Annotated in this window: 27 protein-coding genes and 1 other RNA gene; 7 read left to right on the top strand and 21 right to left on the bottom strand. The window is 60.0% G+C overall.

Annotated elements, in window-relative coordinates:
* Position 1 precedes the first annotated feature (1 nt).
* The 6 genes from ACIQJ2_RS08470 to ruvC all read right to left on the bottom strand — a co-directional run bounded on the left by ACIQJ2_RS08470 (position 2) and on the right by ruvC (position 3,967).
* A complete protein-coding gene (locus tag ACIQJ2_RS08470; RefSeq protein WP_400677185.1) occupies positions 2 to 904 on the bottom strand; it encodes a metallophosphoesterase in 903 nt (300 codons plus the stop codon).
* A 1-nt stretch (position 905) separates the two neighbouring features.
* Positions 906 to 1,946, bottom strand: coding sequence for a Holliday junction branch migration DNA helicase RuvB (gene ruvB / locus ACIQJ2_RS08465; RefSeq protein ID WP_199148313.1), 1,041 nt, complete (start codon positions 1,944 to 1,946; stop codon positions 906 to 908).
* 153 nt (positions 1,947 to 2,099) lie between these two features.
* Positions 2,100 to 2,714, bottom strand: coding sequence for a Holliday junction branch migration protein RuvA (ruvA, locus tag ACIQJ2_RS08460; RefSeq protein WP_400677181.1), 615 nt, complete (start codon positions 2,712 to 2,714; stop codon positions 2,100 to 2,102).
* Positions 2,715 to 2,726: 12 nt separating this feature from the next.
* Entirely contained in the window at positions 2,727 to 3,140 is a 414-nt protein-coding gene (locus ACIQJ2_RS08455) for a type II toxin-antitoxin system VapC family toxin (RefSeq protein ID WP_199148311.1), read from the bottom strand.
* A gap of 2 nt (positions 3,141 to 3,142) precedes the next feature.
* Complete coding sequence (locus tag ACIQJ2_RS08450; protein WP_075851557.1) at positions 3,143 to 3,394, bottom strand: AbrB/MazE/SpoVT family DNA-binding domain-containing protein; 252 nt, start codon at positions 3,392 to 3,394, stop codon at positions 3,143 to 3,145.
* A gap of 60 nt (positions 3,395 to 3,454) precedes the next feature.
* A complete protein-coding gene (gene ruvC, locus ACIQJ2_RS08445; RefSeq protein ID WP_400677177.1) occupies positions 3,455 to 3,967 on the bottom strand; it encodes a crossover junction endodeoxyribonuclease RuvC in 513 nt (170 codons plus the stop codon).
* A 190-nt stretch (positions 3,968 to 4,157) separates the two neighbouring features.
* Between ruvC and ACIQJ2_RS08440 the strand changes: the two genes are divergently transcribed.
* Entirely contained in the window at positions 4,158 to 5,156 is a 999-nt protein-coding gene (locus ACIQJ2_RS08440; RefSeq protein WP_400677174.1) for an LLM class flavin-dependent oxidoreductase, read from the top strand.
* A gap of 66 nt (positions 5,157 to 5,222) precedes the next feature.
* Here ACIQJ2_RS08440 and ACIQJ2_RS08435 read toward each other — a convergent pair whose 3' ends face one another.
* The 3 genes from ACIQJ2_RS08435 to ACIQJ2_RS08425 all read right to left on the bottom strand — a co-directional run bounded on the left by ACIQJ2_RS08435 (position 5,223) and on the right by ACIQJ2_RS08425 (position 7,227).
* Positions 5,223 to 5,660 (bottom strand): DoxX family protein, encoded by a 438-nt coding sequence (locus ACIQJ2_RS08435; RefSeq protein ID WP_400677171.1) that lies wholly within the window; start codon positions 5,658 to 5,660, stop codon positions 5,223 to 5,225.
* Positions 5,661 to 5,765: 105 nt separating this feature from the next.
* Positions 5,766 to 6,227, bottom strand: a complete 462-nt coding sequence (locus ACIQJ2_RS08430) for a tetratricopeptide repeat protein (RefSeq protein ID WP_400677168.1) — start codon at positions 6,225 to 6,227, stop codon at positions 5,766 to 5,768.
* Positions 6,228 to 6,252: 25 nt separating this feature from the next.
* On the bottom strand, positions 6,253 to 7,227 hold the full coding sequence (locus ACIQJ2_RS08425; protein WP_400677165.1) for an MBL fold metallo-hydrolase: 975 nt from the start codon (positions 7,225 to 7,227) through the stop codon (positions 6,253 to 6,255).
* Positions 7,228 to 7,551: 324 nt separating this feature from the next.
* Between ACIQJ2_RS08425 and ACIQJ2_RS08420 the strand changes: the two genes are divergently transcribed.
* Together ACIQJ2_RS08420 and ACIQJ2_RS08415 are read left to right on the top strand one after the other, a co-directional pair.
* The gene (locus ACIQJ2_RS08420) at positions 7,552 to 8,325 is read left to right on the top strand and encodes a sigma-70 family RNA polymerase sigma factor (protein ID WP_400677162.1); all 774 of its coding nucleotides are present in this window, start codon (positions 7,552 to 7,554) and stop codon (positions 8,323 to 8,325) included.
* Positions 8,322 to 9,140 (top strand): zf-HC2 domain-containing protein, encoded by an 819-nt coding sequence (locus ACIQJ2_RS08415; RefSeq protein ID WP_400677159.1) that lies wholly within the window; start codon positions 8,322 to 8,324, stop codon positions 9,138 to 9,140. The genes ACIQJ2_RS08420 and ACIQJ2_RS08415 overlap by 4 nt, the downstream gene beginning before the upstream one ends.
* A 52-nt stretch (positions 9,141 to 9,192) precedes the next feature.
* On the opposite strand, the gene ACIQJ2_RS08410 is transcribed toward ACIQJ2_RS08415, so the two are convergent.
* The 8 genes from ACIQJ2_RS08410 to ACIQJ2_RS08375 all read right to left on the bottom strand — a co-directional run bounded on the left by ACIQJ2_RS08410 (position 9,193) and on the right by ACIQJ2_RS08375 (position 18,300).
* On the bottom strand, positions 9,193 to 9,939 hold the full coding sequence (locus ACIQJ2_RS08410; protein WP_400677156.1) for a YebC/PmpR family DNA-binding transcriptional regulator: 747 nt from the start codon (positions 9,937 to 9,939) through the stop codon (positions 9,193 to 9,195).
* A gap of 113 nt (positions 9,940 to 10,052) precedes the next feature.
* Entirely contained in the window at positions 10,053 to 10,598 is a 546-nt protein-coding gene (locus tag ACIQJ2_RS08405; RefSeq protein ID WP_400677153.1) for a hypothetical protein, read from the bottom strand.
* A gap of 154 nt (positions 10,599 to 10,752) precedes the next feature.
* Positions 10,753 to 11,577, bottom strand: a complete 825-nt coding sequence (locus tag ACIQJ2_RS08400) for a YmdB family metallophosphoesterase (RefSeq protein WP_400677151.1) — start codon at positions 11,575 to 11,577, stop codon at positions 10,753 to 10,755.
* Positions 11,578 to 11,580: 3 nt separating this feature from the next.
* Positions 11,581 to 12,168, bottom strand: coding sequence for a 5-formyltetrahydrofolate cyclo-ligase (locus ACIQJ2_RS08395; protein WP_400677148.1), 588 nt, complete (start codon positions 12,166 to 12,168; stop codon positions 11,581 to 11,583).
* A gap of 104 nt (positions 12,169 to 12,272) precedes the next feature.
* Positions 12,273 to 12,947 carry an HAD family hydrolase gene (locus ACIQJ2_RS08390; RefSeq protein WP_400677145.1) on the bottom strand — a complete coding sequence of 225 codons (675 nt, stop codon included), beginning with the start codon at positions 12,945 to 12,947 and terminating at the stop codon, positions 12,273 to 12,275.
* A gap of 341 nt (positions 12,948 to 13,288) precedes the next feature.
* The gene (locus ACIQJ2_RS08385; protein WP_400677142.1) at positions 13,289 to 14,686 is read right to left on the bottom strand and encodes a virulence factor; all 1,398 of its coding nucleotides are present in this window, start codon (positions 14,684 to 14,686) and stop codon (positions 13,289 to 13,291) included.
* Positions 14,683 to 17,292 carry a bifunctional lysylphosphatidylglycerol flippase/synthetase MprF gene (mprF, locus tag ACIQJ2_RS08380; protein ID WP_400677139.1) on the bottom strand — a complete coding sequence of 870 codons (2,610 nt, stop codon included), beginning with the start codon at positions 17,290 to 17,292 and terminating at the stop codon, positions 14,683 to 14,685. Before mprF ends, ACIQJ2_RS08385 begins: the two co-directional genes overlap by 4 nt.
* Positions 17,293 to 17,817: 525 nt before the next feature.
* A complete protein-coding gene (locus tag ACIQJ2_RS08375) occupies positions 17,818 to 18,300 on the bottom strand; it encodes an SRPBCC domain-containing protein (protein ID WP_400677136.1) in 483 nt (160 codons plus the stop codon).
* Between the two features lie 74 nt (positions 18,301 to 18,374).
* On the opposite strand from ACIQJ2_RS08375, the gene ACIQJ2_RS08370 reads away from it, so the two are divergent.
* Entirely contained in the window at positions 18,375 to 18,698 is a 324-nt protein-coding gene (locus ACIQJ2_RS08370; RefSeq protein WP_400677133.1) for an ArsR/SmtB family transcription factor, read from the top strand.
* 80 nt (positions 18,699 to 18,778) lie between these two features.
* Here ACIQJ2_RS08370 and ACIQJ2_RS08365 read toward each other — a convergent pair whose 3' ends face one another.
* Positions 18,779 to 19,219: a MarR family winged helix-turn-helix transcriptional regulator gene (locus tag ACIQJ2_RS08365; protein ID WP_400677130.1), complete on the bottom strand. Its 441-nt coding sequence runs from the start codon at positions 19,217 to 19,219 to the stop codon at positions 18,779 to 18,781.
* A 330-nt stretch (positions 19,220 to 19,549) separates the two neighbouring features.
* Here ACIQJ2_RS08365 and ACIQJ2_RS08360 point away from each other — a divergent pair, with 330 nt between their 5' ends.
* Positions 19,550 to 21,349, top strand: a complete 1,800-nt coding sequence (locus tag ACIQJ2_RS08360; RefSeq protein WP_199148297.1) for a chloride channel protein — start codon at positions 19,550 to 19,552, stop codon at positions 21,347 to 21,349.
* Between the two features lie 138 nt (positions 21,350 to 21,487).
* Here ACIQJ2_RS08360 and ssrS read toward each other — a convergent pair.
* From ssrS to ACIQJ2_RS08345, 3 genes are all read right to left on the bottom strand, one after another.
* Positions 21,488 to 21,646, bottom strand: a non-coding RNA gene (gene ssrS, locus ACIQJ2_RS08355) — 6S RNA.
* A 65-nt stretch (positions 21,647 to 21,711) separates the two neighbouring features.
* A complete protein-coding gene (locus tag ACIQJ2_RS08350) occupies positions 21,712 to 22,089 on the bottom strand; it encodes a cell division protein ZapA (protein WP_400677126.1) in 378 nt (125 codons plus the stop codon).
* Between the two features lie 47 nt (positions 22,090 to 22,136).
* A complete protein-coding gene (locus ACIQJ2_RS08345; RefSeq protein WP_199148295.1) occupies positions 22,137 to 22,412 on the bottom strand; it encodes a DUF4164 domain-containing protein in 276 nt (91 codons plus the stop codon).
* Between the two features lie 404 nt (positions 22,413 to 22,816).
* Here ACIQJ2_RS08345 and tkt point away from each other — a divergent pair, with 404 nt between their 5' ends.
* Together tkt and ACIQJ2_RS08335 are read left to right on the top strand one after the other, a co-directional pair.
* Positions 22,817 to 24,799: a transketolase gene (tkt, locus tag ACIQJ2_RS08340; protein ID WP_400677122.1), complete on the top strand. Its 1,983-nt coding sequence runs from the start codon at positions 22,817 to 22,819 to the stop codon at positions 24,797 to 24,799.
* Positions 24,800 to 24,863: 64 nt separating this feature from the next.
* Positions 24,864 to 25,153 (top strand): glyceraldehyde 3-phosphate dehydrogenase NAD-binding domain-containing protein (locus tag ACIQJ2_RS08335; RefSeq protein ID WP_400746505.1); only part of this gene is annotated, 290 nt, incomplete at its 3' end.

Genomic DNA, 25,153 nt, shown 5'->3' with positions numbered 1-25,153 from the left:
CTCAACCCACATCGATCACGACGATTTCAGGCGGAACCCCGAGGCGGACCGGCATGATCGAGCACCCGAGGCCACCGGAGACGATGATGTGGCGCTCCTCCTCGACGATATGACCATAGACATATCTGTCTCCGTAGCGTGAGGGCGAATAAGGCGACCAGCCGAAGACCCGCACCTGCCCGCCATGCGTATGCCCGGAAAGGGTCAGCGACACCCTCGACGGCACATCCGGAAAGACATCGGGCTCGTGTGCGAGCAGAATAACGGGCGCATCATCGGTAATTTGAGCCAGCGTACCGCGGAGATCGTGGAGCCCCTGGGTGAAAGGCCGCTTCCAGCGAATGCTGCGCCTCAACGCGAGCTGATCCTCAAGGCCGGCGAGCCAGAATGCCTGGCCGTCCTTCTCCAGGCGTACCGAGCGGTTGGAATAGACTTCGATCCCGACGCTGGTCAAGGCGCGATGGCTGAATGTGGGGCCACGGCCGCTTCTCTGGGCGGCGGCATCGTGCCACCAGTCGTGATTGCCGAGGATGGCATGAACACCCAGCGGCGCCATCAGCGTGGCAAGCTGCGCCGCCCAGGCTCGGTGGTCGACTCTGCCCGTAATCAAATCGGTCCCGGACGTATAGTCGCCGAGTAGGACGATGATGTCGCCACCAAGCTGATTGGCACGGGCACAGATCGACCCGATGCGCTCTGCTGTCATCCACGGTTCACAGGCATGGAAATCCGCGAGCGCCACGATTCTAAGCTTCAACCCCGGCGTCCATCCCGGCGGCGTCAGCGCATAGCGGGTCACATCCAGCCGGATGACGGGCTCATATCCGAAGGCATAGCCCCCAAGCGTCATCAAACCGAATACGCTGCCGCCGAAAAGCTTCAGAAAGGCGCGACGGCCAAGCAATTCAGTCCCCCTCCTGGAACAGCCGGAACTGGGCTGCCTCCAGTTCCTTGGGCGGCTGCATGTCGAGATGCTTCCAGGCAATTGCGGTTAAGACACGGCCACGCGGCGTGCGCTGAATGAAGCCCTGCTGGATCATATAGGGCTCGATAATGTCCTCGATCGCATCGCGCGGTTCGGAAAGACCGGCGGCGATGGTTTCGATGCCGACGGGACCGCCGCCGAAATTCACGGCGATCATGTTGAGATAGCGCTTGTCGAGCTGATCGAAGCCGACATTATCGACGAGAAGCCGAGTCAGCGCTTCGTCGGCAACCTCCCGCGTCACCGCCTCGACCTTGGCCACTTCGGCGAAATCCCGCACGCGGCGCAGCAGCCGGCCGGCGATACGCGGCGTGCCGCGGGCCCGGCGCGCAATCTCGCGCGCGCCCTCATCGGTCATACCGAGACCCATCAGCCTGGCGCCGCGCCGGACGATCAGTTCCAGTTCCTCGACGGTATAGAAGCTCAGCCGTACCGGAATGCCGAAGCGATCGCGCAGTGGCGTCGTCAACAAGCCGAGACGGGTGGTGGCGGCAACCAGCGTGAACTTGGCGAGATCGATCTTGACGGAACGCGCCGCCGGCCCCTCGCCGATGATCAGATCGAGCTGGAAATCCTCCATGGCCGGATAGAGGATTTCCTCGACGGCCGGATTGAGGCGATGAATTTCGTCGATGAAGAGCACGTCGCGCTCCTCAAGATTGGTCAATAGCGCCGCAAGATCGCCCGCCTTGGCGATGACGGGGCCAGATGTGGAGCGGAAATTGACGCCGAGCTCCTTAGCCATGATCTGCGCGAGCGTCGTCTTGCCGAGACCGGGCGGGCCAACGAACAACACGTGGTCCAGCGCTTCGCCGCGCCCTTTGGCTGCTTCGATGAAGACCTTCAGATTGGCCCGAGCTTCCGCCTGGCCGGTAAATTCGTCCAGCGACTGCGGCCTGAGCGTCGCATCGATATCTTCTCCCCGTTTTTCCGGCGATATCAGACGTGCGGCTTCACTCATGTCAGAGGTTCCATTCCCGGTATTCGTTTCTCGGCTTTCAGGCCGAAGGCGGCATCAGGTCTGCCGCACTCAAAATAGTCTTCGTCGGAAGAGCATCGCAAGTCGATGTCCCGATTTTGAGACAATAGTAAGGAACGCGGAAGGTGCAAAGCCTCACCGCGAGAGTTCCTTGAGGCCGAGGCGGATCAGCTTGGCGCTGTCGGCGCCCTCGCCGGCCGTCTTCAAGGCCGCGGCCACGGCATTGGCGGCCTGATCGCGGGAATAGCCGAGGTTGGTGAGCGCCGACACGGCATCCGCAACGGGCGCTGCCGCAATGCCTTCGCCCAGCTCCTGCTTGAGCCCGATATTGGCTGCATCACCGGCAAAGGCCGGCGCCTTGTTCTTCAATTCCGTCACGATACGCATGGCAACCTTCGGACCAACGCCCGGCGCCCGCGAAACGGCAGCGCGATCCTGCAGAGCGATCGCATTAGCCAACTCGGCCGGCGTCAGCGTCGACAACAGCGCCAGCGCCACCTTCGCACCGACGCCCTGAACCGTCTGCACGATGTTGAACCACTCGCGCTCCAGCGCCGTCATGAAACCAAAAAGCCGGATCTGATCTTCGCGGACATAGGTCTCGATGAATAGAATGCAGGCCTCTCCGACCGAGCCGAGCTTCGACAGCGTCCGGGCGGAGCAATAGGCGACATAACAGACGCCATGCACATCCACGAGCACATAGTCTTCGCCGATCTCTTCGATTGTGCCTTTCAGCTTGCCGATCATGAATAATGTCCGTCAGGGATGGGTTTCAGGTGAAATGAGGCCAACGGTGGGGAAATAAGACCGATAACCCTTGGAATCTCGCGTCAGTATCGAGTAACCGCGAATGGCGGCATGTGCGCCGATCAAAAAGTCCGGGAGAATACGCTCCCGCCCCCCACCGCTCTGACGATAGGCCTTGAAAGCAGCCGCAGCGGCAAAGGCAGCGGCCCAGGGCAGATTTTCACGGCGAAACTCACTTTGAGGCAGCAGCTCCTCTACACGGTCCACACTGCTGTAACGCACCGAAAATTCCGCATAGATGATGGGATTGATGACGACCGGTCCTCGCTTGAAAGCGGAAAGAATCTGCCCTGTCGACCAGCCATACCAAGCTGAACCTGGTATGGCCAAATCAACCAGCACATTCGTATCAACGATGGTGACCATGATTAGCGATCACGCGTCATCGACATCAGTGCTTCGGCGTCGATATCCTGATCACCGGTGCCTTCCAAACGCTTGAGGGTGGCCATGAACCGATCGAGCCGCTGCCGATCTTCCATTTCTCGCTTGCCGTTCTTGGGGGAAACAACCAGCTTTCCATCCTCAACGGAAAATATGACTTCACTGTTGAGCTCTATGCCGGCCAACTCCCGCAAATCGCGAGGGATGGTCACTTGCCCTTTGGACGTCACACGCATTCTTACTCTCCGATCTTGCAGTAAGAATTATCATTACCACAAGAACAAGTCAAGAACAAACTATCCGGCCAACGCCGCCTGCCGCAACCGGCTGGTGCCGCGGTTGTGGGCATGGCAGACAGCAATGGCCAGCGCATCCGCCGCGTCATTGCCCTTGAATTCGACCTTTGGCATCAGGATCTTCAACATCATGTGGATCTGCTGCTTTTCACCGTGACCGACACCGATGACAGCTTTCTTGACCGCATTCGGCGCATATTCGGAGACCGGCAGGCCGGCGCGCGCCGGCACCAGCATCACGACCCCACGCGCTTGACCGAGCTTCAGCGTCGCCACCGCATCCTTGTTGACGAAGGTCTGCTCGACGGCGGCTTCATCCGGCTGATAGCTGTGAACGACTTCGGCAAGCCCGTCGTGAAGCTGGCAAAGGCGGGACGCCAAATCCATGTCGCCGTCAGAAGTGACGGTGCCCGAGGCCACGAAGCGAAGCGAGTTGCCAAGCGTGTCGATGATGCCCCAGCCGGTGCGCCGAAGGCCTGGATCGATGCCGATGATGCGAATCGTGTTCTGCATAAGCCAACCTATCTTTCGGGCTGAAGATGTGCCAGCAAAATGTGAACAAAACAAAAACAAGACACAGATTGCACCGCGCAGACCACGCTGAAAACATCGTGACGAAATTGCGGCGGCAGGGTTTGGAATAGGCGGACCGCGCTCCTACATGTGGGAGCGACCCTCCCTTCCACCACGCAGGTTTCTTGCCATGGTTCCCTTTTCCATCCTCGATCTTTCGCCCGTTGCCGAAGGCAGCACCATCCGCCAGTCCTTCGACAGCTCGAAGCGCATGGCGCAAAAGGCGGAAGAACTGGGCTACAACAGGTTCTGGCTCGCCGAGCATCACGGCATGCCGGGCGTTGCCAGCGCCGCGACCTCAGTCGTTATCGGCCATATCGGCGCAGCGACCTCGCGCATCCGCATCGGTTCGGGCGGCGTCATGCTGCCGAACCATTCGCCGCTCGTCATTGCCGAGCAGTTCGGCACGCTGGAAGCGCTGTTCCCCGGCCGCGTCGACCTTGGGCTTGGCCGCGCGCCCGGCACCGACATGCGCACCGCACAGGCATTGCGCCGCAATATAGATGCGGGCGCACAGAGCTTTCCCCAGGACATCGTCGAGCTGCAACACCTCTTCAGCCCTGCCGACGACAATCAGATCATCCTCGCCGTTCCTGGCCACGGCGCCAACGTGCCGATCTGGCTGCTCGGCTCCAGTCTCTATAGCGCCCATCTCGCCGCCATGCTCGGCCTGCCCTATGCCTTCGCCTCGCATTTCGCACCGGACTCGCTGCTGGACGCCATCGCCATCTACCGCGACCGCTTCACGCCTTCGGCCACGCTCGACAAGCCTTATGTGATGGTCGGTGCCATGGGGTCGGTCGCAGATACCGATGAGGAGGCGCAATATCATTTCACCTCTGCGGAACAGCAGTTCGTCAATCTGCGCCGCAACGTGCGCGGCCCCTTCCCCCGCCCGCGCAGCGATATGGACGATTTCTGGACGCCGATGGAAAAGCTGAACGTGGAAAATACGCTGCGTTATGCGGTGGTCGGTTCGCCCGCAACGGCAGAGGCAAAGCTCTCGCGTTTCATCAAGGACACGGAAGCCGATGAAGTCATTATTTCGATGCCGATCCACGATATCGAGGCGCGTCTGAATTCGGTGGAGCTTTTCGCGACGCTTCCAAGCTTCAAGAAGGTTTCCTGATTTTCGGAAGGCAGTTTAGTCGGTGAGCCGATCCTACATGCGCGGCTCACCGAATGACCGACAGGCTCAAGCCACGAGCCTCGTGTTCCAATGACGCCGGATGAGCATGTCGAGCGACAGCTTACCGGCGCCGGCGACGATCAATGCAAACATGCCACCCGAGATCGCCAGATCCTTTTCGAAGTGCAGCAGCTCATTATGGCTCGCGAAATTGGTGTGAAAGAGCATCGCCGTCAGCAAGCAGAACAGGCCGAGGCCAAATGCCGCCAGCCTCGTCATCAGGCCGAGCGCAATGGCAAGCCCGGCGCCTAGCTGCAGCACGATTGTTGCAATCGCGATGGGGGCTGGAACACCGAGCTTGGCCATAACCTCCAACGCATTGTCGAAATTGCTGGCAAGTTCGATGCCTTCTTCCAGAAAGAGCAGCGACAGCAGGATGCGGCCGAACAACAATGCCATGTCGGCCATATTCACAAGAACGGCACTCTCCTCTTCGAATTCCATGGCTTGTCTCCTTCCCATCGATATCCCCGCGCGCTCCGGTCCTGCCCGGCGGCATCCTCTCGACTTGGTCGAGTTTGAATGCCGCCGGATTGGTCGAACCCGGGTCTAGTTGGTTCCCTTGGCTGCAATCGCCTTGGTCAGATCTTCAAGCTCTTCACATCCCGCCGGGCAAAGCTTGGTCAGCGTCGCCAGCTGCTCGCGGGCCTTGGGCATGTCGCCGGTCTCGACATAGAGTTCGCCTAGATATTCGTGCGCGCCCTTATGATCCGGCTGTAGTTCCAGGGCTTTGGTGTAGTAGGTGAGCGACGTCTTGAAGTCGCCGGTCTTGCGCAGGGTGAAGCCCATCAGATTGTAGACATCGGCCTGCTGATGCTCTTCGGCAATGTCGCGAAGCTCGGCCAGCGCGCTGGCATAGTCCTTTGCGTCGATCTTGGCGCGCACCGAAGTCAGATCCGGCGCATCGGTCGATTCCATATTGTCGACGGCAAAGGCGACGCCTGCCGTTGCGGCCGGAAGGATGGCAACGGCGCACAGGCCGGCAATCCCGAAAATGGCATGTCTGAACATGATATTTGCTCCTCTTTTTGGCCACTCAGGCCTGGATGGTGGGGGTAAATCCGTAGGCATTGCCGTCCTTGACGAAGGTGCCGGAGCCCGGGAAAGGGAAATGCGAGCCGCAAATCCTGATCTTGTCGGCAATGACCCGATCGATCAGCCTGCGGCGGGTTGCGACGGCCATCGGGCCGTCCTGATCGTAAGTGCCTTCCCATTCCGGATGGGGAGCGAGCAACGCCGGCACATACATGATGTCGGCCGAGACCATCAGTTGCTCGCTGCCGCCATCGATGAGGAAGACGGAATGGCCCGGCGTATGACCATAGGCAGCCAGCATATGCACGCCGGGTGCCACTTCGGCGTTATCCTCGACCAGCTTCCAGTTCTTCCATTTCGGAAAGACGGAGGCGATGCGTCGGCCGGCTTCCTTGCGACCTTCCGCCAGCTTGTCGACGCGGCCCGGATCGGTCCACCAGTTGAATTCGGCGGCGTTGACGATCAGCTCGGCATTCGGGAAGACCGCGGCATTGGTTCCCTTCTCCATCAGGCCCCAGACGTGGTCCGGATGGAAATGCGAGATCATGATCGTGTCGATCTTCTTGTAGTCGATGCCGGCTGCGGCCATGTTGGCCGGCAGATGCGTGGCGTTGGTCTGCCATTGCCCGACACCCGAGCCGGCATCCATCATGATCTTGCGTCCGCCGATATCGAGAACGACGACGGTCAGCGGAATAGGCATGAAATCGGTGGTAAGACCGGCCTTGGAGAGCGCGTCCTTGGTGTCTTCGACGGAAGCATTCTTGATGAAGGCCGGATCGTGCGGCTTGCGCCAGATGCCGTCATAAATGGCCGTGACCTCGATCGAGCCGACCTTGTATTTGTAAAAGCCGACTGTCGGCTCCAGCAGGGTCGCGGCAAAGGCTTGCGGAATGAATTCCAGCTTCGACGACAGCCCGAAGGCGGCCGCGGCAGCAGCCGTGCCGAGTACGGCGCGGCGGGTCATATCAAACATCGCAATATCTCCTCATGGTTATGGCTTTCGGGCCAGGTGGAGGCCGCGACCGATCGCAGCCATCCACTGAGGAAGAAGATCGACGGAGGTGGACGCTTATTCCCCGCCGCTGGAATATTTCTCTCAACCAATTGAAATGATTGAAGTTAATTTTACGGATCGGGATTCGCGCGATAAGGCGGCAGGCTTGAGATCGCAGCCGGCGCACTTTTTTGTGTCGGGCCGGGAATAAACCCCGCGCGAGTGCGATCTAAGCTATCAGGCAACATTGCAAGCGCCCTATCCGAGGCTTACAGTCGGCATCGGCGTTTTGCGGGGATCACGATGATAGACGCCCGGATTATGAGTTCGATGACGCTCGCCGACCAGTTCAACCTATGGACATGGCACCGGCCGCAAAACACCGTGAGAGGCAGGCTGGCGCAGCTTCTGGTTCGCGTGGCTGCGTTCTTTGCACGGCCCAAAACAACCTCTCGCGCCATCCTCATGGCGGTGGCGGAACCGACCGCCGATGCCGGGGCGCAACGTCACGCAAACTCCTCCCCCGACGAGACCATGCGCCGCTTCCAGCGCACCATCATCCCCCATCTGGATGCCGCCTATAATTTTGCGCGCTTCCTGAGCCGGGATGCCGATGCGGCGCAGGATATCGTGCAGGAGGCATATCTTCGCGCCTATAGGGGTTTTGGCGGTTTTCGTGACGGCGATGCCCGCGCCTGGACCTTCACCATCGTCCGCAATTGCTATCATGCCTGGCTGCAGGAAGGCCGACGCAAGACCCGCTACGAACAGCCCATGACCGACGAACGGGATTCGGACGAAGGCGTGCCCTCGCCCGATCCGGCCTCAGAGGAAGATACGCCGGAAGCCGCCTTCATCCGCAAATCGGAAACACAGCGGGTGCGCGCGGTCATCAACATGTTGCCCGATGCCATGCGCGAGGTCCTCGTCCTGCGCGAGCTTGAGGATCTTTCCTATAAGGAGATCGCCGACATTATCGACGCGCCGATCGGCACTGTCATGTCGCGCCTTGCCCGCGCCCGCCGTGATTTCGGCGAGGCCTGGCGCAGCTTTGATCAGACGGGGGCAGCCCGATGAGCGGTGGTAGGGAGCACGATGATCACGGCGAGTGGGCAGACCTGCTGCATGGCTTCATCGACGGAGAGTTGGACACAGCCAATGCGGCACGTTTCGAGGCCCATCTGGCGACCTGCCCGGAATGTGCCGGCGAGATGGAGAATGCCATGATGGTCAAACGCCTTTCCGCGCGCGACGGCGTAAAGTGGCAGGCGCCGGACGCCGTCCATGCCCGCGTTCAGGCCGCACTTTCGCTGGAACAGGCCATGACCAGGCGTGCGACGGCCGCGATCCAGACGGAAAGCCCCCTGACGGAAAGCCCATGGCATCGCGCCTGGCGATTGGTTCGCGAATGGAGCTTCGTGCCGTCGCTTGCCGTTCTCGGCGCCAGCCTCATGCTGGTGCTGAACGTGCCGCAGCAGAGCCAGACGATAGAAGACCAGCTTCTTTCAAGCCATGTGCGCTCGATGCTGGCAGATCACCTGACCGATGTGCTGACCTCAGACCAGCACACCGTCAAACCGTGGTTCAACGGCAAGATCGATTTCTCGCCGCCGGTGGTGGATCTGGCGAGCCAGGGCTTTCCCCTTGTGGGCGGCCGGGTGGATTACCTCGACGGCCGGGTGGTGGCGGCGCTGATCTATCGCCGGCACGGCCACATCATCAATCTCTTCGTCTGGCCCGCAGCATCGGGAGGCCGAAGCAATGCCGAGAAGGACGGCTACAATTTTTTCGAATGGCATGCGGACGGGCTGATCTTCTGGGCCGTTTCCGATGTAGCAGCCGCCGATCTCGCCGCTTTTCGCGACGATTTCACGCGCGCGACAACGCCATAAAGCAAAAGCCGGCCGCATCGCTGCAGCCGGCTTTTTGATTGATCGTAGAGGATCAGGCCGAGAGCTTGGCCAAAACTTCTTCCGAGACTTCGAAGTTCGAATAGACATTCTGAACGTCGTCGTCGTCTTCGAGACTGTCGATGAGCTTCATCAGCGACACGGCCTTTTCTTCGTCGACCGGCACATTGTTCTGTGCGCGCCAGATCGCCTTGACCGTTTCGGCTTCGCCGAGCGTCGCTTCGAGCGCCTTGGCAACTTCGCCGAGAGATTCGAAGGCGCAGATGATCACATGGCTTTCTTCATCGCTTTCGACATCGTCGGCGCCAGCTTCGATCGCCGCTTCCATGACCTTGTCGGCATCGCCAGCGCTCGGCTTGTAGGTGATTTCGCCGACGTGATCGAAGGAGAAGGACACCGAACCGGTTTCGCCGAGCGCACCGCCGGCCTTCGTGAAGATCGAGCGGACGTTGGACGCCGTGCGGTTACGATTGTCGGTCAGCGCCTCGACGATGATCGCCGTGCCGCCCGGACCGTAGCCTTCATAGCGGATCGCATCGTAATTCTCGGTGTCGGCACCAGACGCCTTCTTGATGGCGCGATCGATGTTGTCCTTCGGCATCGACTGCGCCTTGGCGTTCTGAATCGCCAGACGCAGGCTTGCGTTCATGGTCGGGTCAGGCAGACCCGACTTGGCGGCGACGGTGATTTCACGCGCCAGCTTCGAGAACATTTTCGAACGCACCGAGTCCTGACGACCCTTGCGGTGCATGATGTTTTTAAACTGTGAATGGCCAGCCATGGCACCCCTGTTCACGTCTTTTGTTGGGAATGGGCGCCTTATAAAAGCGAAGCGGCTTTCATTCAAGTAAAAAGCCGGGTAACGCCGACGGCAGAAGCCTTCCGCCGCTATTCCTATGGCTTGACGGCAAGCCTTCCAGCCTGGATATCCGCAACTATCTCCATCGCCTTGTTAAATCCTTCGAGTGACACCGTTCCCTCGTTCGGGATCGCCTGCGGATTGGTTAGGCTTTCAGTCATCACACCATATCTCGCCCGGTAGATGGTGCCGGTCTTGAGCTGGCCGATGATTTGGCCCGCCGGAACGCAGCCTTTGCCGTCGGTGGTAATCGGGGGATTGCTATCGACCCGCATGAAGGCGGTAATCCCGCTCGTACTTACACAGACGCTTTGTGGTGTGGTCGAATTGCCATAGCGGATGTGAAGGGGCGTCCCATTCACCGGGGAGATGCTGCAATCCCGCTTGTCGGTCATCGAATCGATCGGGCAATCAATGCTCCAAGTGCCGGGCGTGAACGGATCCCAGCTCTTGCCGACGAAAACCGCGCCTCGACTGAATTTTTCGATGCGGTAGCCGTCCGAGGTGGTGCTGACCGGATTAGGCGAGACGCAGCTCGATAGTGTCGCAGTTATGATGGTAGTCAAAAGAACCCGGTTCATGCGCTTCCCCCAATAGTACAGCGCAATCAACCACACCCAGCATAGGTTGCAAAGATGGAAAAAACACGTTCGCAGGCTAGAATCGCCCAAGATCATCGGATTTTTCGTCGAACCGGCTGAAATATATCGGTTCGCTGGCGAAACCCGGACAAGGTTAGCGCCAGAACTCCGGAATGGTCTCCGCAAGCCGCGGTCCGAGCCGCAGCGGCGCGATCTTTTCCGCCAATCCCGTTGCGTCGGAAATCTCGACGCCGACGCCGCAGATGGTCGCAGGCCCGGAAGCCGCTTCGAACCGTCCCTTCGGCATCTTCGAAATGAACCGGTTGAGCGGCTCTTCCTTTTCCATGCCGAGCGAGGAATCGTAATCGCCGCACATGCCGGCATCCGACATATAGGCCGTGCCGCCATTCAGGATCTGCGCATCGGCCGTCGGCACATGCGTATGCGTGCCGACGACGAAGCTGGCGCGGCCATCGACAAAATGGCCGAAACACTGCTTTTCGCTGGTCGCTTCCGCATGGAAATCGAAGATGATCGCGTCCGCCTGCTCTTTCAACGGGCATGCGTCGAGAATGGCTTCTGCCGCCTTGAAGGGATCGTCCAGCTCGGGATGCATGAAGACGCGGCCCATGATATTCGCCACGAGCACGCGGGCGCCATTGCGTGCGTAGTAGATGCCGGATCCGCGACCGGGCGTGCCGGCAGGATAGTTGGCGGGGCGCAGGAACTGGTCGTGGCGCTCGCAGAAAACCACGGCTTCCTTCTGATCCCAAACATGGTTGCCTGTCGTCACGACATCGGCGCCGGCATTGATCGTCTCAAGGAAAATGTCCTCGGTGATGCCGAAGCCGCCGGCAGCATTCTCGCCGTTGACGATGACGAAATCGAGTTTCAGGTCGGAAACTAACCCCGGCAAACGGTCCCATACCGCAACCCGTCCGGTCTTGCCGACCATGTCACCCAAGAAAAGCAGCCGCATTCTCTATCCAATCGCTTCCGAAACGAAATTGAGTCCGCTCTCGGTCAAAATCGCGTCAAGACGGACATCATGCGGCTCAGCCGGTACTGATGGCACTTCTTGGCAATCAAATGCAATGCCGATCAGGCGCGGATTCAGGCCTTTTTCATGCAGACGGGTGATCGCACGGTCGTAATAGCCGGCGCCGTAGCCGATGCGGTGGCCGGTTTTGTCGAATGCCGAAAGCGGTATCAGCATGACCCCTGGGTCAAGCACCGCCGCCTCGGGGCCGGGTCCGGACGTCCCGAATCCGCAAGGGACGAGCGGCGCACCCGGCACGAGCTCACGAAAGACGATCGTGCTTTTATCGAGAATGATGGGCACGCAGAGCCGCGCGCCCCGCGCCCTGAACTGTGCCATTAGCGGCCTTACATCGGCTTCGGAGCGGATCGGCAGAAAGCCGGAAACGACAGTGCCGGGCTCGATGTCGATCGCATCGCCGCCATGGGTAGCCATGGCCAACGCCTTTTCGATGCGCTCGTCGGCCGGGATGGCGTCCCGCGCCGCCAGACGCTCGTTGCGATATTGGGCTTTCAGCTCTTTCGGGGTCATCGGATCTTCGCAAAAATCTATGATATCACGAAAACATAATGAGCCGGCCGCCCAATGCAATGCGCGAAAGCGACATGCGGCAATCCTGTGGCCGATCCGGCATATCAGCCGTTACGGACAATCGATATCTTGCCGTTGCCGTCGACATGCGCACGAACATTTTCATAGTTCAGCAGCGTCGAGTGATCGGTTTCCACGGGATGGGAATGCGTCGCGGTAATGACGAGCACATCCGCGCCGGCCGCTTCGCCGGCCTTGATACCCGCCATCACATCCTCGAACACCAGGCAATCCGAGGTGCGCAGACCAAGACGTTGCGCGCCGAGGATATAGCCCTGCGGATCAGGCTTGCCGACCTTGACATCCTCTGCTGTCACGATGAAGCGCGGCACGGGGATACCTGCGGCATCAAGACGGGCCATCGCCAGACGATATGGCGAAGACGTCACGATCGCCCAGCGCTCCGGTGGCAGGGACGCCAGGAAGTCGATGGCTCCCGGCAGCGCGACCACGCCTTCTATGTCGGCAATTTCCGCTTCCATGATCAGGTTCGACTCGGCAACCGGATCGACGCCGGGCAGGTTCAATTGGCCGATCGTATCAACACCGCGCTTGCCATGCATGGTTGGCATGAACTTCTCGACATCGAGACCCTTGCTGCGGGCCCAATTGCCCCAGACGCGTTCGGCAGCGGCGATCGAATTGATGATCGTGCCGTCCATGTCGAACAGGAAGCCGGAATAGGATTTGGCGAAGGCGGAAGACGGTGCGGCGGACAAGGCAGGCCCTTTCTGGAGCAATTACCGCAAAGCTGGGCGGTGCTTTGCGTCCGGAATTGCGTGAAGACAAAAGACAGAGCATTTCCGCGACCCGGTTTGAAACGGAAATGCTCGAGACGTGAAAGCGACCGGCGGCGCCAGCCGCACCACTCGCAATATGTGCTTCCTCCGACTAGCGGCAGCCGCAGCAAGAAGCAATTGATTGCTGAGCGACGAACCCCGGAAAGGTCCGCTCGCTGCGTTCGCCTGCCTCCATACCGGAAGAAGAGGCTGGCATCACCAGGAAAACATATGAGGGTGGTGGTGGGCGGCTGCACAAATCAGCCGCCCGCGTCGATCTGTTATTCGCCGAGGCGGCTCTTCAGACCATTGATGATGTGGTTGGACAAAGCCTCGTAGTCGTCGTCGAAATGGTGGCCGCCGCTCATGGCGATGATTTCGGCGCCGGTGTCCTTGAGCAGCGGGCACGCGACATCCTCGTCATCGTCCTTGCCGTAGACGCACTGCACCATTTTCGGATTGATCGACTTCAGATCCTTGACCGGATCTCCGCCCTTGCCTTCGCTCGATGCGCCAAGCCAGCCCATGACCGAAATCACGTAATCGACCTTCTGCGACAGCGACAACAGCGACATCTGGACGATCTTGTCCTTCTGGACCTGCGGCAAGCGGTTGTAGCTCGCCGGCAGCACGTCGGCGCCGAAGGAGTAGCCGACCAGCACCACATGCTTGACCTTGAAGCGCTTGGTGTAGAAATCGATGATCCGGGCAAGGTCGTTCGCCGTCTGCTGCGGATCCCGCTCGGTCCAGAAATAATGCAGGGAATCGACGCCCACGACCGGAATGCCCTGATCCTGCAGATAGCTGCCGACTTCCTTGTCGATGTCGCGCCAGCCACCATCGCCGGAATAGACGATTGCAAGCGTGTCTTCCGTCGGCGTCGTTTCCATGACATCGAGCGGCAGGCCGAGCGGCGACTTCGAGCTGTCGATCGTCTTCATCAGATCGGCAAGCGAAGCCTCAAGCGTCGCATAGGTGTCGGCATTGTCGGAATCCGTCGTCTGGACCTCGGGATGATCCTTCTGGATGTCTGCGACGTGGTCACGGCCATCCTTCGGCGCATTTGCCGTATAGGTCACGAGAATGGGATTGGGCAGAGCGCCGTCCTGCAGGCCGAAGGACACCATATCGCCATCGGTCTTCTTCTCGGCCGGCGTGCAGAGTTCCTGCTTCAGGCCGATGCCGGCTGTCGGATCGACTGCCAGCGTGCCGGCAACCGTCGCATCCGGCGTCTGGGCCGCAATCGTCAGCGCCATGGCGCCGCCGGCACCGACACCCGCGATGATCGGCAGCTGATAGGTGCTGTCGGCAAAGGAGCGCTGCACCTGTTGGCTCAGCGATTCCAGATCCGCGACGATGTAGATGCAGCCGTCATTCTTGCTGACGTCATATTTGTTGAGCGAAGCCAGGAAGGACGGATAGTCGATACCGATGACAAGCGAACCGTTCGAAACGAGCTTGTCGGCAACCGCCTTTTCCTTGTCACCCCAGCCGGCCAGGTCCGAAATCAGCACGACTTCGTTCGAGACCTTGCCCTGCGGGCGCATGATATGCGGCGCCGGGATCATGCCCAGATCGTATTTTGTATCGTCAGCTTCCGCCCGTGCCTGACCCGACACCAGCAGGCCTGCCGACAACATGCATCCGAAAGCCAATGACATTGCGTATTTCAAGATCATTTCCTCACGACCCCCTTAAGTCCGCCCCCGATGAGGAATGTGGCATCCATCAACGCGATAATTGGACTCACACCGCCCGAAACAGCCAGATAGCGGGGCTGCCACTCGGGATGAAACTTGGATTTGAAGGCACGAAGCCCTTTGAAATTGTAGAAGCGTTCGCCGTGTTCGAAAACCGTTCCCCCGACCCTGTCCCAGACAGGTGCCGATTCTCGCCTCGACATGCCCGATAGCGGAGCCATGCCGAGGTTGAAACGATGAAAGCCCTCACCCTTGAGGTATTCGAGGACCTGAACGAACAGGAAGTCCATCGAACCTTTCGGGGCATCGGGCGAAAAACGCATCAGGTCGACGGATCCCTCTTCCTTGGTCTCCGTCATCAGAATATTCGCAAAAGCGACGATCTTTCCATCCTTCTTCAATACGCCTACCGGCTGTGAGCTCACATAGTCCGGATCGAACGCGCCCAGCGAAAAGCCTTTTTCCTTGGCATTGTGATCAGCGAGCCAGCTATCCGAGACATGAGCCAGCTCTTCCATCACCTCGGCTATATCTTGCGGCTGGATAACGGCAAATTCTAGTCCATCGCGAACCGCGCGGCTTGCCGTCTGCCTGAGATTGGCCCATTTGCCGCCTTTCAGCTCGAAATTCGAGAGATTGACCACCGCCAGCTCGCCGAGTTTGAAGGCGCGCAAACCGGCGTCCGCGCAATAGGAAAGCAGTGCCGGCGAGATCTGATAGAAGACCGAGCGGCAGCCGGCCGCCCGGGCCGTTTCGACAAATCGCCAGATGAGGTCGGGAAGCGCGTGGCGCGGGCCAACTGGATCGAAAAGGGCGATCCAGGAACGGCCCTGCTTGCCGTACATGATGAAAGCATCGCCCTTCTCCGAGAACATGATGCTCTTGTCGCCCATGCGCACGAGATTGGCGTCGGCGATGCCTTGCTTGCGGACGATTTCCACCGCACGCGCCACGACATCGCCCGTCACCGGCTCCAGCCGCTTCGCCGCCGGGCGCAGCAGGCTGAAGATGGCGATCGCAGACGACAGGATGGAAATACCGAGCGCGGCACGGAGGCCTCGCGGTGCTTCGTCGGCAAACTCGAACTGCCACCAGAGCTGGCTGCTGTATCCGACATCGCGATAGACGAAGAACAGCACCACGATGGCACCGATGCAGATCACCGCCATAGCCGTCAGCCATCCGGCCGTCAGCGTCTGACTCAACAGAGATGCCGGTCGGTTGAAGAGCCGGCGGCTGACGACGAGGCTGAAGATGAAGAAAGCCAGCAAGCCTGCTTCGACGATGGCGATCGCCTTCAGCAGCGATAGCAAGAGGGCGAAGGCCGCGGAGAATATCGACACCCACCATGCACCGTCGAGCCGCTGCCCGAGGCCGCGTGCCGCGACGACGATGGTCAGTCCGAGCAGGCTGGAGAAGAAATGCGCGCTTTCGACGACAGGCAGGGGTAGATAGTCGGACAGGACGATCAGATTCTGGTCCGGCGTCGGCGTCACGCTCGAAAAGATCAGCATCATGCCGAGCAGGAGCGCAAAAGCGGACAGCAATTGCGGCATGAGACGACCGCCGACACGGCGCATGCTGGACGCGGCGGGATGATCGACGAAGCGACGCAACTCGGCGACCGAGATCGCCGCAATCGCGATGACGAGCGGAATGACGTTGTAGATGACGCGATAGAGAACCAGCGAGCTCAGCACCGCATCTTCGTTCACCGAGCTGCCGAGCCAGGCGATGATGATCGTCTCGAAAACGCCGAAGCCGGCCGGAACGTGGCTGAGGACGCCAAGACCGACGGCAATGGCATAAATGGCAAAGAAGCCCGGCCAGCCGATCGAGGATTCCGGCAGCAGTACGTAGAGTACTGAGGCCGAGGCGGCGATGTCGAATGCGGTTACCAGGAACTGTCGCGACCAAGTGCGCGAATCCGGCAAGCGCACGGCAACCGGTCCGAGTCGTATCTCGCGGCCATTGCGGCCCGCGAAAACCACGAAAGCGAGCGCTACGAGAATGGCGACTGCGACGAGGCGCAGCCAAAGGCCTGCGACGTTGATCAGCGGGCCGATCTCATCGGCGATCACCAAAAGCGCAACGGCACCGACGGCGGCAAGACCGAGACCGAAGGCCAGCGTGACGAATGCGATAACCCGGGTGATGTCGTCGGGCGACAAGCCCATGCGGGTATAGGCCCGATAACGGATCGCGCCGGCGCTGAGTGCACCGAAGCCCGCGGTATTTCCCACGGCATAGGCGCTGAACGAGGTGAGCGCCACATGCGGAAACGGCAGCTTCTTGCCGATATATTCGAGCGCGTTCTGATCGTAGAAGATCAACGACGCAAAGCTGAGGCCCGTGAATAGCAGAGCCAGCAGCACCGAGGAGATCTTCGTCGTCGTCAGCGCATGCACGACGTCGTCGTAGCGGACTTCATTGGTCAGATCGTAGATCGCGTAGGCTGCGATGCAGAAGACGGCGACGGTGAGAACGGCAACAATCAGCGCGCGAAAGCGATTGAGGAAACCGACGATACCGCCACGCTCTTCCAGTTCCTCATCGGCATTTTCCAGATCGATTGGACTCGACATGCTTTACTCGCTTGTTGACCGTCGCCAGTCCTGATTGTTCGGACATTCAGTAACACCGACAATATGTCTTTGTGTTACAGCCCTGCATTTCTTGCACGGGCCCGTTATGATGCGCGCCCCCATCATTCTAAATTTAGGCAATTTTGGCGCAGGCCCCGATCCACCAACAATGAATCTGTCATTATTTAAATGATTTCGTCATTCCGTTGGCTTTTGAGCTTAACCCCATGCACAAAAGTCACCTTTTTATCCCACCTTGACCGCTGCTCCCTATCAGGAATCGACTTCCCGGTCACCTGCCGTTCCGTGCCTTTCGAAGTGAGATTTGCACGCGCGGAAAAGACGACTGGAAACAAAGTTCTGGACATCTTCTTCAGCAAATCACAACGAAAGATAGCGCGCCGAGCCGCCCGATCAACCAGGTTCTGCAATCGAGGATTGGGGCCAGACGGCCCATAAAAATCGGCTCGTCCGCATGGCTTCTGCGGACGAGCCGTGATGGCAGCTTCATGATATTCACAACCTTCAGCGATCTGGCGCTTCCGCCGGTTCGCCCCGCATCTCGCTCCGGAAGAACCCTTCACGCAGGTTGATGCCATATTCGACAAAGGCCTTCATGCAGCAAAGCATCTGCGTCCACCCCTCGCAGTTCAGATAGGTGCCGCGGCGGCCCGCTTCGTCTTCACGCCAACCGGATTCCTCGATGACGACAAGCGTGCCTCCATCATCCAGCGCATCGAACGTCATCTCGACCTTGGTTCTGTAGCGAATGCCGTCTTCTCCAGTGCCGCCTTCCCAGTGAAGGACGATGCGCTTGTTGTCCTCCACTTCGTTGACCTCCACAGGCATATTCTTCCACCAGATGACGGTCGTTCCAGCCACGAGCGGGGCACTGGCGCCACCGACGGTCGTGAAGTAGCTCGAAAGCTTGCTTGGATTGACGACGGCATCGAAGACTTCTTCGACCTTGCGGCCGATCCGTCCTGAGATCCGAACACTCAATGTCATGACATCTCCTCCGTTATCAGTTTCAGACCGTCGCTCCATTGCGAATGGCCTCATTAATGTTATAAAAGCATAACATGTCAACCGAATCGGATAGCGACCTCATTTTCAAAGCCCTCGCCCATCGGCGGCGGCGCGAAATTCTCGACATGCTGAAGGACGCGCCGCGCACGACCGGCGCGCTCTGCGAGGCCTTTGCGGATATGGATCGCTGCACTGTCATGCAGCATCTGAAAGTGCTGGAGGATGCGGATCTCGTCGTTGCCAGGAAAGATGGGCGCGAACGCTGGAACCATCTGAACAGCCTGCCGATCAAACAAATCCACGATCGCTGGATCAGCGCCTATGCCGGCCACGCCCTCACCATCCTCGATCAGCTGAAGAATGACCTGGAGGGCTAGAGCCCCATCGATCTGTCCGCAACGAGACCGGGCATCAGCACCCCGACCCTTGCGAGGCGCCGACGCGAATTGCCCGAGGTTCAATTTTCGGCCCGAACACCGGCCTGAAGCTGGGTGAGGATCTCGATCAGCTTCGGCGCCATATCGCGAATTTCGACCAGATGGATCGAGCTGAGTTGCTGCAGAACCTTGTCGGACTTTTCCGTCAGGTGCAGGGTCTGGCGACGTTTGTCTGCGGGATCGGGGTGGCGTGTCACATAGTCACCATCGATCAATCGCCCGACCAGCTCCGTCGCCGTATGCGGCGCAATCAGCAGCTTTTCCGCCAGCATGCCGATCGTCATCAGATCGCCGGCGCGGTTGCCCTTGATAGCCAGAAGCGCCTGGTGCTGCTGTGGCGGCAGGCCAGCCTCCTGAGCGGCTGACGTGCTGAAATCCGTGAATTTGCGCAGGGTGTAGCGCAGCGTGGCCAGCGCCTCGTAATCCGCCTGCGACAAGGTTTCATCCAAATTCCGCACCATCACATCGTCCTCTTTGCCGCAGCCGGCAATCTCTGTTGATTTATATCGCATTACGATATAATTGCCATCTCAGCGCCGAAAGCAATCGAATGACAGGCGCTCACGCTTACAGCATGTCGCGCAAAAGTGTGCAGCGGTTTTGCGGCTACGACATGCGTGAAATCAAAGAGCTAAAGCGCGTGAAGCGAATCTGAAAGATCGCGACGCGCTTTAGAGCAATTCCAGGAAAAGTGCGAAGCGGTTTTCCGTCCGGAATGCGTAAAAACAAGAAGATAGAGTATTTTCGCGGCCCGAAGGAAGGCGGAAATGCTCCGGCACAGAAGGTCGCCTATGCAGGACATCCATACCGCACAAAATAACAGGCATGATTTTTCCGGCGGAGCATCCCGGAAGGACAATGGCGACTTCACCACAGACAAGCGCGTCCTGCTGTTGATGGCCATGGCGCTGGTGGTCGGCACCGGCGGCGCCTTTGCTGCCTGGGTTTTGATCAAGCTCATCGCTCTCGTCAGCAATGGTGTCTGGCTGTTCAAGGTCAGCACCGAACCGCTGTCTTTCACCGCTGTGGCACGCTCGCCCTGGATGGTGGCGGCTCCGGTTCTCGGTGGCCTCGTCATCGGCCTCATGGCACGCTACGGCTCAGAGAAAATCCGTGGCCACGGGATTCCCGAGGCCATCGAAGCCATCCTGATCGGCGGCAGCCGCATGTCGCCGAAAGTGGCTGTGCTGAAACCCCTATCATCGGCGATTTCGATCGGCTCCGGCGGCCCGTTCGGCGCGGAAGGCCCGATCATCATGACGGGTGGAGCGATCGGCTCGCTCTTCGCACAGCTCTTTCATCTGAGCGCGGCCGAGCGCAAGACCCTGCTCGTCGCCGGTGCCGCAGCCGGCATGACGGCCGTGTTCGGCACCCCGATCGCTGCCGTGATGCTCGCCGTCGAACTGCTGTTGTTCGAATGGAAGCCACGCAGCTTCATCCCCGTCGCCGTCGCAGCCTGCGTCTCTGTCGTCTGGCGTCCACTGCTGATCGGCAGCGGCGCGCTGTTTCCCGCGCATTTCGAGACGACCCTGTCTTGGTGGGGCATCCTGCTCGCCGCCGGTCTCGGCATCGTTTCGGGCCTGCAATCCGGCCTGCTGACCACCCTGCTCTATAAGATAGAAGACGCCTTCGAAAAACTGCCGATCCACTGGATGTGGTGGCCGGCCCTCGGCGGCCTCGTCGTCGGCCTTGGCGGCTTGATCGAGCCTCGCGCGCTCGGCGTCGGCTATGACATCATCGCCGATCTGTTGCACAACCATATTGCAGCAGGCGCTGTCCTTGCGATCCTTCTGGTCAAGGCAGGTATCTGGCTGGTCGCCCTGTCCTCCGGGACGTCGGGCGGCGTGCTCGCACCGCTCCTTATCCTCGGCGGTGCGCTCGGCTGGCTCGTTGGCCTGGTCCTCCCCGGCGATCCCGGCTTCTGGGCTCTGCTCGGCATGGCGGCCATGATGGGTGGCACCATGCGCGCGCCGCTGACCGGCACCTTCTTCGCCATGGAGCTGACGGGAGACATGGGGGCAGTCGTCCCCCTGCTCGCGGCCACCGTAGCGGCCTATGCCGTCACCGTATTGCTGCTGCGCCGCTCCATCCTGACCGAGAAGATCGCCCGACGCGGCCAGCACATCACCCGCGAATACGGCATCGATCCCTTCGAACTCACCCGTGCCGCCGATATCATGATCGCCAAGGTCGACACCTTGCCCGCCACCATGCGCCTGTCCGAAGCCCTGGCGCTTATGACCGAGCGGCTGGACGCGCATCGCTTCTATCCCGTTGTCGAAAACAATGGTCGGCTGGTTGGCATGATCTCGCGTGCTGACGCCCTGCGGTGGCAAAGCGAACCCGAACTGATGGACCAATCGCTCTACGACGTGATCTCGGACACGGCCATTCCTGTCGCTCATCTCGAGGACACGGTGGGCCGCGTTGCCGACATCATGATCCAGGCCGATACGGGCCGCGTCCCCGTCGTCGAGGCACAAACCGGCCGGCTCGTGGGCTTGATCGCCCGCAAGGATCTGCTGCGACTGCGCAGCGCGACCAATCGCGCAGAACTGGAGCGAGGCGCTTATCTGCGTTCGAAAAGTTAAGGGGAGGAGGAGTGGCGTCAGCGTGGCAAAAGAACTGCGCGGCGCCTTCCTTGCCTTACAGCATCGGCCTGAAAATCGGAATCGATTTTCAGAAAAGCTGATGCGCCTTTTCAAAGAGATGGAACGGAAAAATTTGAAGAGCGATCCACGACGACCGATGGATGTTTACGATCCTGGGTGCCTACAAACGTAGGTGGGCGCCATATGTCCAAGCCCACGGGCCTGGTCAGGGACAGCTCCCTTTGGATCGAGTATGGCCCCAGGGATTGTGGTTCCTGTCGGGAAGCGCAGACCGCATGAACTATATAGAGCGGATTGCGCCGGCGCACCAGAGGCACCGGCCGGCATCCGCACAAATAAACTCAAGCCTGTTCGGTGCTTGGCCGGGCGATCAGCTTCTCGGTAATACCGTGAATATGCATCGTCACCTCATCGATGACGCTGGCCAGCGTCTCCTCAGCCTGCGCATTGGCGGCCATGGTCGTATCGCGATTGCTGCGCAAGCCCTCCAGCTCGGTCTCCAGCGCGGAAACGCGTCGCGTCAGTTCCGACACCTCGTCGGTGATCATGATCCCGGCCATTACGGTGAGACGCAGGTCGCCGATCTCTCCAAACTGGTCCTTCAAGTGCAGCACATAGCGGTCGAAGCGGGTGGCAAGATCGGTCAGATGATCTTCCTGCCCTTCTTCGCAGGCCATCCGGTAGGCTTTGCCGTCGATCGTTACCGTTACTTGTGCCATTCGACTTTCCGATCATTGCCGTGCCGCGACGGCTGCCTCCCGAGGGATCAGCGGTCCAGCACGGCTCTTATGGTTTCCATCGCCGTGACAAGCCGACGCGACACTTCGCGATTGACTTCCTCAAGCCGGTTCGCCCGGAACTCGGCCTGATCGAGCTCCTGAGCCAGGCGCGAGCGATCGGCATGAACCCGCCGAACCTCGCCTTCTATGTCGCTATGCGCACGCTCGCGCTCGAACCGCCCGTCGACAGCGCTTTCCAAAGTCGAAAGCGCTTGGCGTAACTGGGCGAGCGCTGCTTCCACCGTTTTGCCTGAAGGTGTCATGGCCTTCGATACTCCGCGCAAGGCCCGAATCAAAACATCCGGCCACTTGTCTGATTTCGCAACAATATTCAACTCGGCGACTGCACGTCAATAAAGGCTGCCATGCCGCAGGCACCCTATTCTGTGGATGAATGCCGCCTTTGCCGGCTGCATAGGCCTTGTCGCATGATTGTCGTCTTTTGTAAAAGTGATCGGGCAAATGTCAAAAAATTGCCGCAGGCGACCCCGAATGGCCCCTCGATTTGTTGACTTGCTCGCCCCAACTGCTATGTCTCAGCCGCCTGAGGCAACGTTGGAAATAGCGTTCGGAAGAGCGTCTCCCCTTCGCCCGCCTTTCAACCGATGGCCCTCCCTCCCAAGCGTGTGGCCATCCCCCGAGAACCCGGAACACTGCGGAAAAACCCATGAACTCTCGCGAACAACACGACCGGATGGCGAATGCAATCCGTTTCCTTGCCATGGATGCTGTCGAGAAGGCCAATTCCGGTCACCCCGGTTTGCCAATGGGGATGGCCGATGTTGCCACCGTTCTCTTTAGCAAATATCTGCGCTTCGATCCGAAAAACCCCCTCTGGCCTGACCGCGACCGCTTCGTCCTGTCGGCCGGCCACGGCTCGATGCTGCTTTATTCGGTTCTCTACCTCACCGGCTATCCGGACATGACGGTCGATGAGCTCCAGCGCTTCCGCCAGCTCGGCTCCAAGACCGCAGGCCATCCGGAATATGGCCACGCCACCGGCATCGAAACCACCACCGGCCCACTCGGCCAGGGCATTGCCAATGCCGTCGGCATGGCGATCGCCGAGCGCAAGCTGCGCGAGGAATTCGGCTCGGAGCTCCAGGATCACTACACCTACGCCATGTGCGGCGACGGCTGCCTGATGGAAGGTATCAGCCATGAAGCCATCGCGCTTGCCGGCCACCTGACGCTCAACAAGCTGATCCTGTTCTGGGACAATAACTCCATCACCATCGATGGCGCCGTCTCGCTGTCGGATTCGACCGACCAGATCATGCGCTTCAAGGCCGTTCACTGGAACACCATCGAAGTCGACGGTCATGACCAGGCCGCCATCAGCGCCGCTATCGAAGCCGCTCACAAGTCCGACCGTCCGACGCTCATCGCGTGCAAGACGATCATCGGCTTCGGCGCTCCGAACAAGCAGGGCACCCACAAGGTCCACGGCTCGCCGCTCGGCGCCGAGGAAATCGCCGCGACCCGCGTCGCGCTCAACTGGCCTTACGAGCCCTTCGTCATCCCGAACGATATCCTGGGTGAATGGCGCACTGCCGGCGAACGTTCAGTCGGCACCCGTGAAGCCTGGGAAGGCCGCCTTGCTGCAGCCGACGCTGCCAAGAAGGCCGAGTTCACGCGCCGCTTCGACCACAAGCTGCCTGATGGTTTCGACGCCGCCATCAGCGACTACAAGAAGAAGCTCGCTGAAACCAAGCCGACGGTCGCAACCCGCAAGGCATCGGAAGACGCGCTCGAAGTCATCAACGGCTTCATTCCGGAAACGATCGGCGGTTCCGCCGACCTGACGCCGTCGAACAACACCAAGACCAGCCAGATGAAGTCGATCACCCCGACCGATTTCTCGGGCCGCTACATGCACTGGGGTATCCGCGAACATGGCATGGCTGCTGCCATGAACGGTATCGCGCTCCACGGCGGCCTCATCCCCTATAGCGGCGGCTTCCTGATCTTCTCGGATTATTGCCGCCCGCCGCTCCGCCTGGCCGCCCTGATGGGCATCCGCGCCATCCACGTCCTGACGCATGATTCCATCGGCGTCGGCGAAGACGGCCCGACACACCAGCCGGTCGAGCAGGTCGCAAGCCTGCGCGCCATCCCGAACTTCCAGCTGTTCCGTCCGGCGGACGCCACGGAAACGGCGGAATGCTGGCAGATCGCCATCAAGACGACCAACCGCCCGTCCGGCCTCGCTCTGACCCGTCAGAACCTTCTGGCCGCTCGTACGGAATACAGCGAAAAGAACCTCTGCGAACAGGGCGCCTACACGCTGGCCGGCAATGCCGACGCCAAGGTGACCATCTTCGCTTCGGGCTCCGAAGTCGAGCTTGCTGTCGCAGCCCGCACGGCTCTCGAAGGCAAGGGCATCTCGACGCGCGTCGTATCCGTTCCCTGCACCGAACTCTTCTTCGAGCAGCCGGATGCCTACCGCAAGGAAGTCATCGGCAACTCGCCGGTCAAGGTTGCCGTCGAAGCCGGCGTTCGCGAAGGCTGGGATGCCTTCATCGGACCGGAAGGCGCCTTTATCGGCATGAAGGGCTTCGGCGCTTCGGCTCCTTACAAGGACGTCTACAAGCACTTCGGCATCACCACGGAAGCCGTTGTCGCCGCTGCTGAGGCAAAGCTTTCCTGAGGGCGCTGACAAGCGCTCTCAAATCCAATAGACAAACACCCTGAGTGAACGGGAGTGAATTTCAATGACTGTAAAAGTAGCCATCAACGGCTTTGGCCGCATCGGCCGTAACGTCCTGCGCGCCATCGTCGAGTCGGGCCGCACCGACATCGAAGTCGTCGCCATCAACGACCTCGGCCCGGTCGAAACCAACGCGCACCTGCTGCGCTACGACTCGATCCACGGCAAGTTCCCTGCCGAAGTGAAGGTCGAAGGCGACACGATCATCGTTGGCGGCGGCAAGCCGATCAAGGTCACGGCGATCAAGGATCCGGCAACGCTGCCGCACCGCGATCTCGGCGTTGACATCGCGAT

The organism is Rhizobium sp. NPDC092011 (genome assembly GCF_044756305.1).
GTDB lineage: Bacteria > Pseudomonadota > Alphaproteobacteria > Rhizobiales > Rhizobiaceae > Rhizobium.
The sequence above is the reverse complement of the archived record's forward strand: the minus strand, read 5'-3'. Positions and strand labels throughout refer to the sequence as shown.

What these genes read in the sequence shown, in the direction of transcription:
- ruvB (WP_199148313.1), bottom strand. Translation starts at nt 1,946, where the DNA reads ATGAGTGAAGCCGCACGTCTGATATCGCCGGAAAAACGGGGAGAAGAT.
- ruvA (WP_400677181.1), bottom strand. Translation starts at nt 2,714, where the DNA reads ATGATCGGCAAGCTGAAAGGCACAATCGAAGAGATCGGCGAAGACTAT.
- ACIQJ2_RS08455 (WP_199148311.1), bottom strand. Translation starts at nt 3,140, where the DNA reads ATGGTCACCATCGTTGATACGAATGTGCTGGTTGATTTGGCCATACCA.
- ACIQJ2_RS08450 (WP_075851557.1), bottom strand. Translation starts at nt 3,394, where the DNA reads ATGCGTGTGACGTCCAAAGGGCAAGTGACCATCCCTCGCGATTTGCGG.
- ruvC (WP_400677177.1), bottom strand. Translation starts at nt 3,967, where the DNA reads ATGCAGAACACGATTCGCATCATCGGCATCGATCCAGGCCTTCGGCGC.
- ACIQJ2_RS08440 (WP_400677174.1), top strand. Translation starts at nt 4,158, where the DNA reads ATGGTTCCCTTTTCCATCCTCGATCTTTCGCCCGTTGCCGAAGGCAGC.
- ACIQJ2_RS08435 (WP_400677171.1), bottom strand. Translation starts at nt 5,660, where the DNA reads ATGGAATTCGAAGAGGAGAGTGCCGTTCTTGTGAATATGGCCGACATG.
- ACIQJ2_RS08430 (WP_400677168.1), bottom strand. Translation starts at nt 6,227, where the DNA reads ATGTTCAGACATGCCATTTTCGGGATTGCCGGCCTGTGCGCCGTTGCC.
- ACIQJ2_RS08425 (WP_400677165.1), bottom strand. Translation starts at nt 7,227, where the DNA reads ATGTTTGATATGACCCGCCGCGCCGTACTCGGCACGGCTGCTGCCGCG.
- ACIQJ2_RS08420 (WP_400677162.1), top strand. Translation starts at nt 7,552, where the DNA reads ATGATAGACGCCCGGATTATGAGTTCGATGACGCTCGCCGACCAGTTC.
- ACIQJ2_RS08415 (WP_400677159.1), top strand. Translation starts at nt 8,322, where the DNA reads ATGAGCGGTGGTAGGGAGCACGATGATCACGGCGAGTGGGCAGACCTG.
- ACIQJ2_RS08410 (WP_400677156.1), bottom strand. Translation starts at nt 9,939, where the DNA reads ATGGCTGGCCATTCACAGTTTAAAAACATCATGCACCGCAAGGGTCGT.
- ACIQJ2_RS08405 (WP_400677153.1), bottom strand. Translation starts at nt 10,598, where the DNA reads ATGAACCGGGTTCTTTTGACTACCATCATAACTGCGACACTATCGAGC.
- ACIQJ2_RS08400 (WP_400677151.1), bottom strand. Translation starts at nt 11,577, where the DNA reads ATGCGGCTGCTTTTCTTGGGTGACATGGTCGGCAAGACCGGACGGGTT.
- ACIQJ2_RS08395 (WP_400677148.1), bottom strand. Translation starts at nt 12,168, where the DNA reads ATGACCCCGAAAGAGCTGAAAGCCCAATATCGCAACGAGCGTCTGGCG.
- ACIQJ2_RS08385 (WP_400677142.1), bottom strand. Translation starts at nt 14,686, where the DNA reads ATGATCTTGAAATACGCAATGTCATTGGCTTTCGGATGCATGTTGTCG.
- mprF (WP_400677139.1), bottom strand. Translation starts at nt 17,292, where the DNA reads ATGTCGAGTCCAATCGATCTGGAAAATGCCGATGAGGAACTGGAAGAG.
- ACIQJ2_RS08375 (WP_400677136.1), bottom strand. Translation starts at nt 18,300, where the DNA reads ATGACATTGAGTGTTCGGATCTCAGGACGGATCGGCCGCAAGGTCGAA.
- ACIQJ2_RS08370 (WP_400677133.1), top strand. Translation starts at nt 18,375, where the DNA reads ATGTCAACCGAATCGGATAGCGACCTCATTTTCAAAGCCCTCGCCCAT.
- ACIQJ2_RS08365 (WP_400677130.1), bottom strand. Translation starts at nt 19,219, where the DNA reads ATGGTGCGGAATTTGGATGAAACCTTGTCGCAGGCGGATTACGAGGCG.
- ACIQJ2_RS08360 (WP_199148297.1), top strand. Translation starts at nt 19,550, where the DNA reads ATGCAGGACATCCATACCGCACAAAATAACAGGCATGATTTTTCCGGC.
- ACIQJ2_RS08350 (WP_400677126.1), bottom strand. Translation starts at nt 22,089, where the DNA reads ATGGCACAAGTAACGGTAACGATCGACGGCAAAGCCTACCGGATGGCC.
- ACIQJ2_RS08345 (WP_199148295.1), bottom strand. Translation starts at nt 22,412, where the DNA reads ATGACACCTTCAGGCAAAACGGTGGAAGCAGCGCTCGCCCAGTTACGC.
- tkt (WP_400677122.1), top strand. Translation starts at nt 22,817, where the DNA reads ATGAACTCTCGCGAACAACACGACCGGATGGCGAATGCAATCCGTTTC.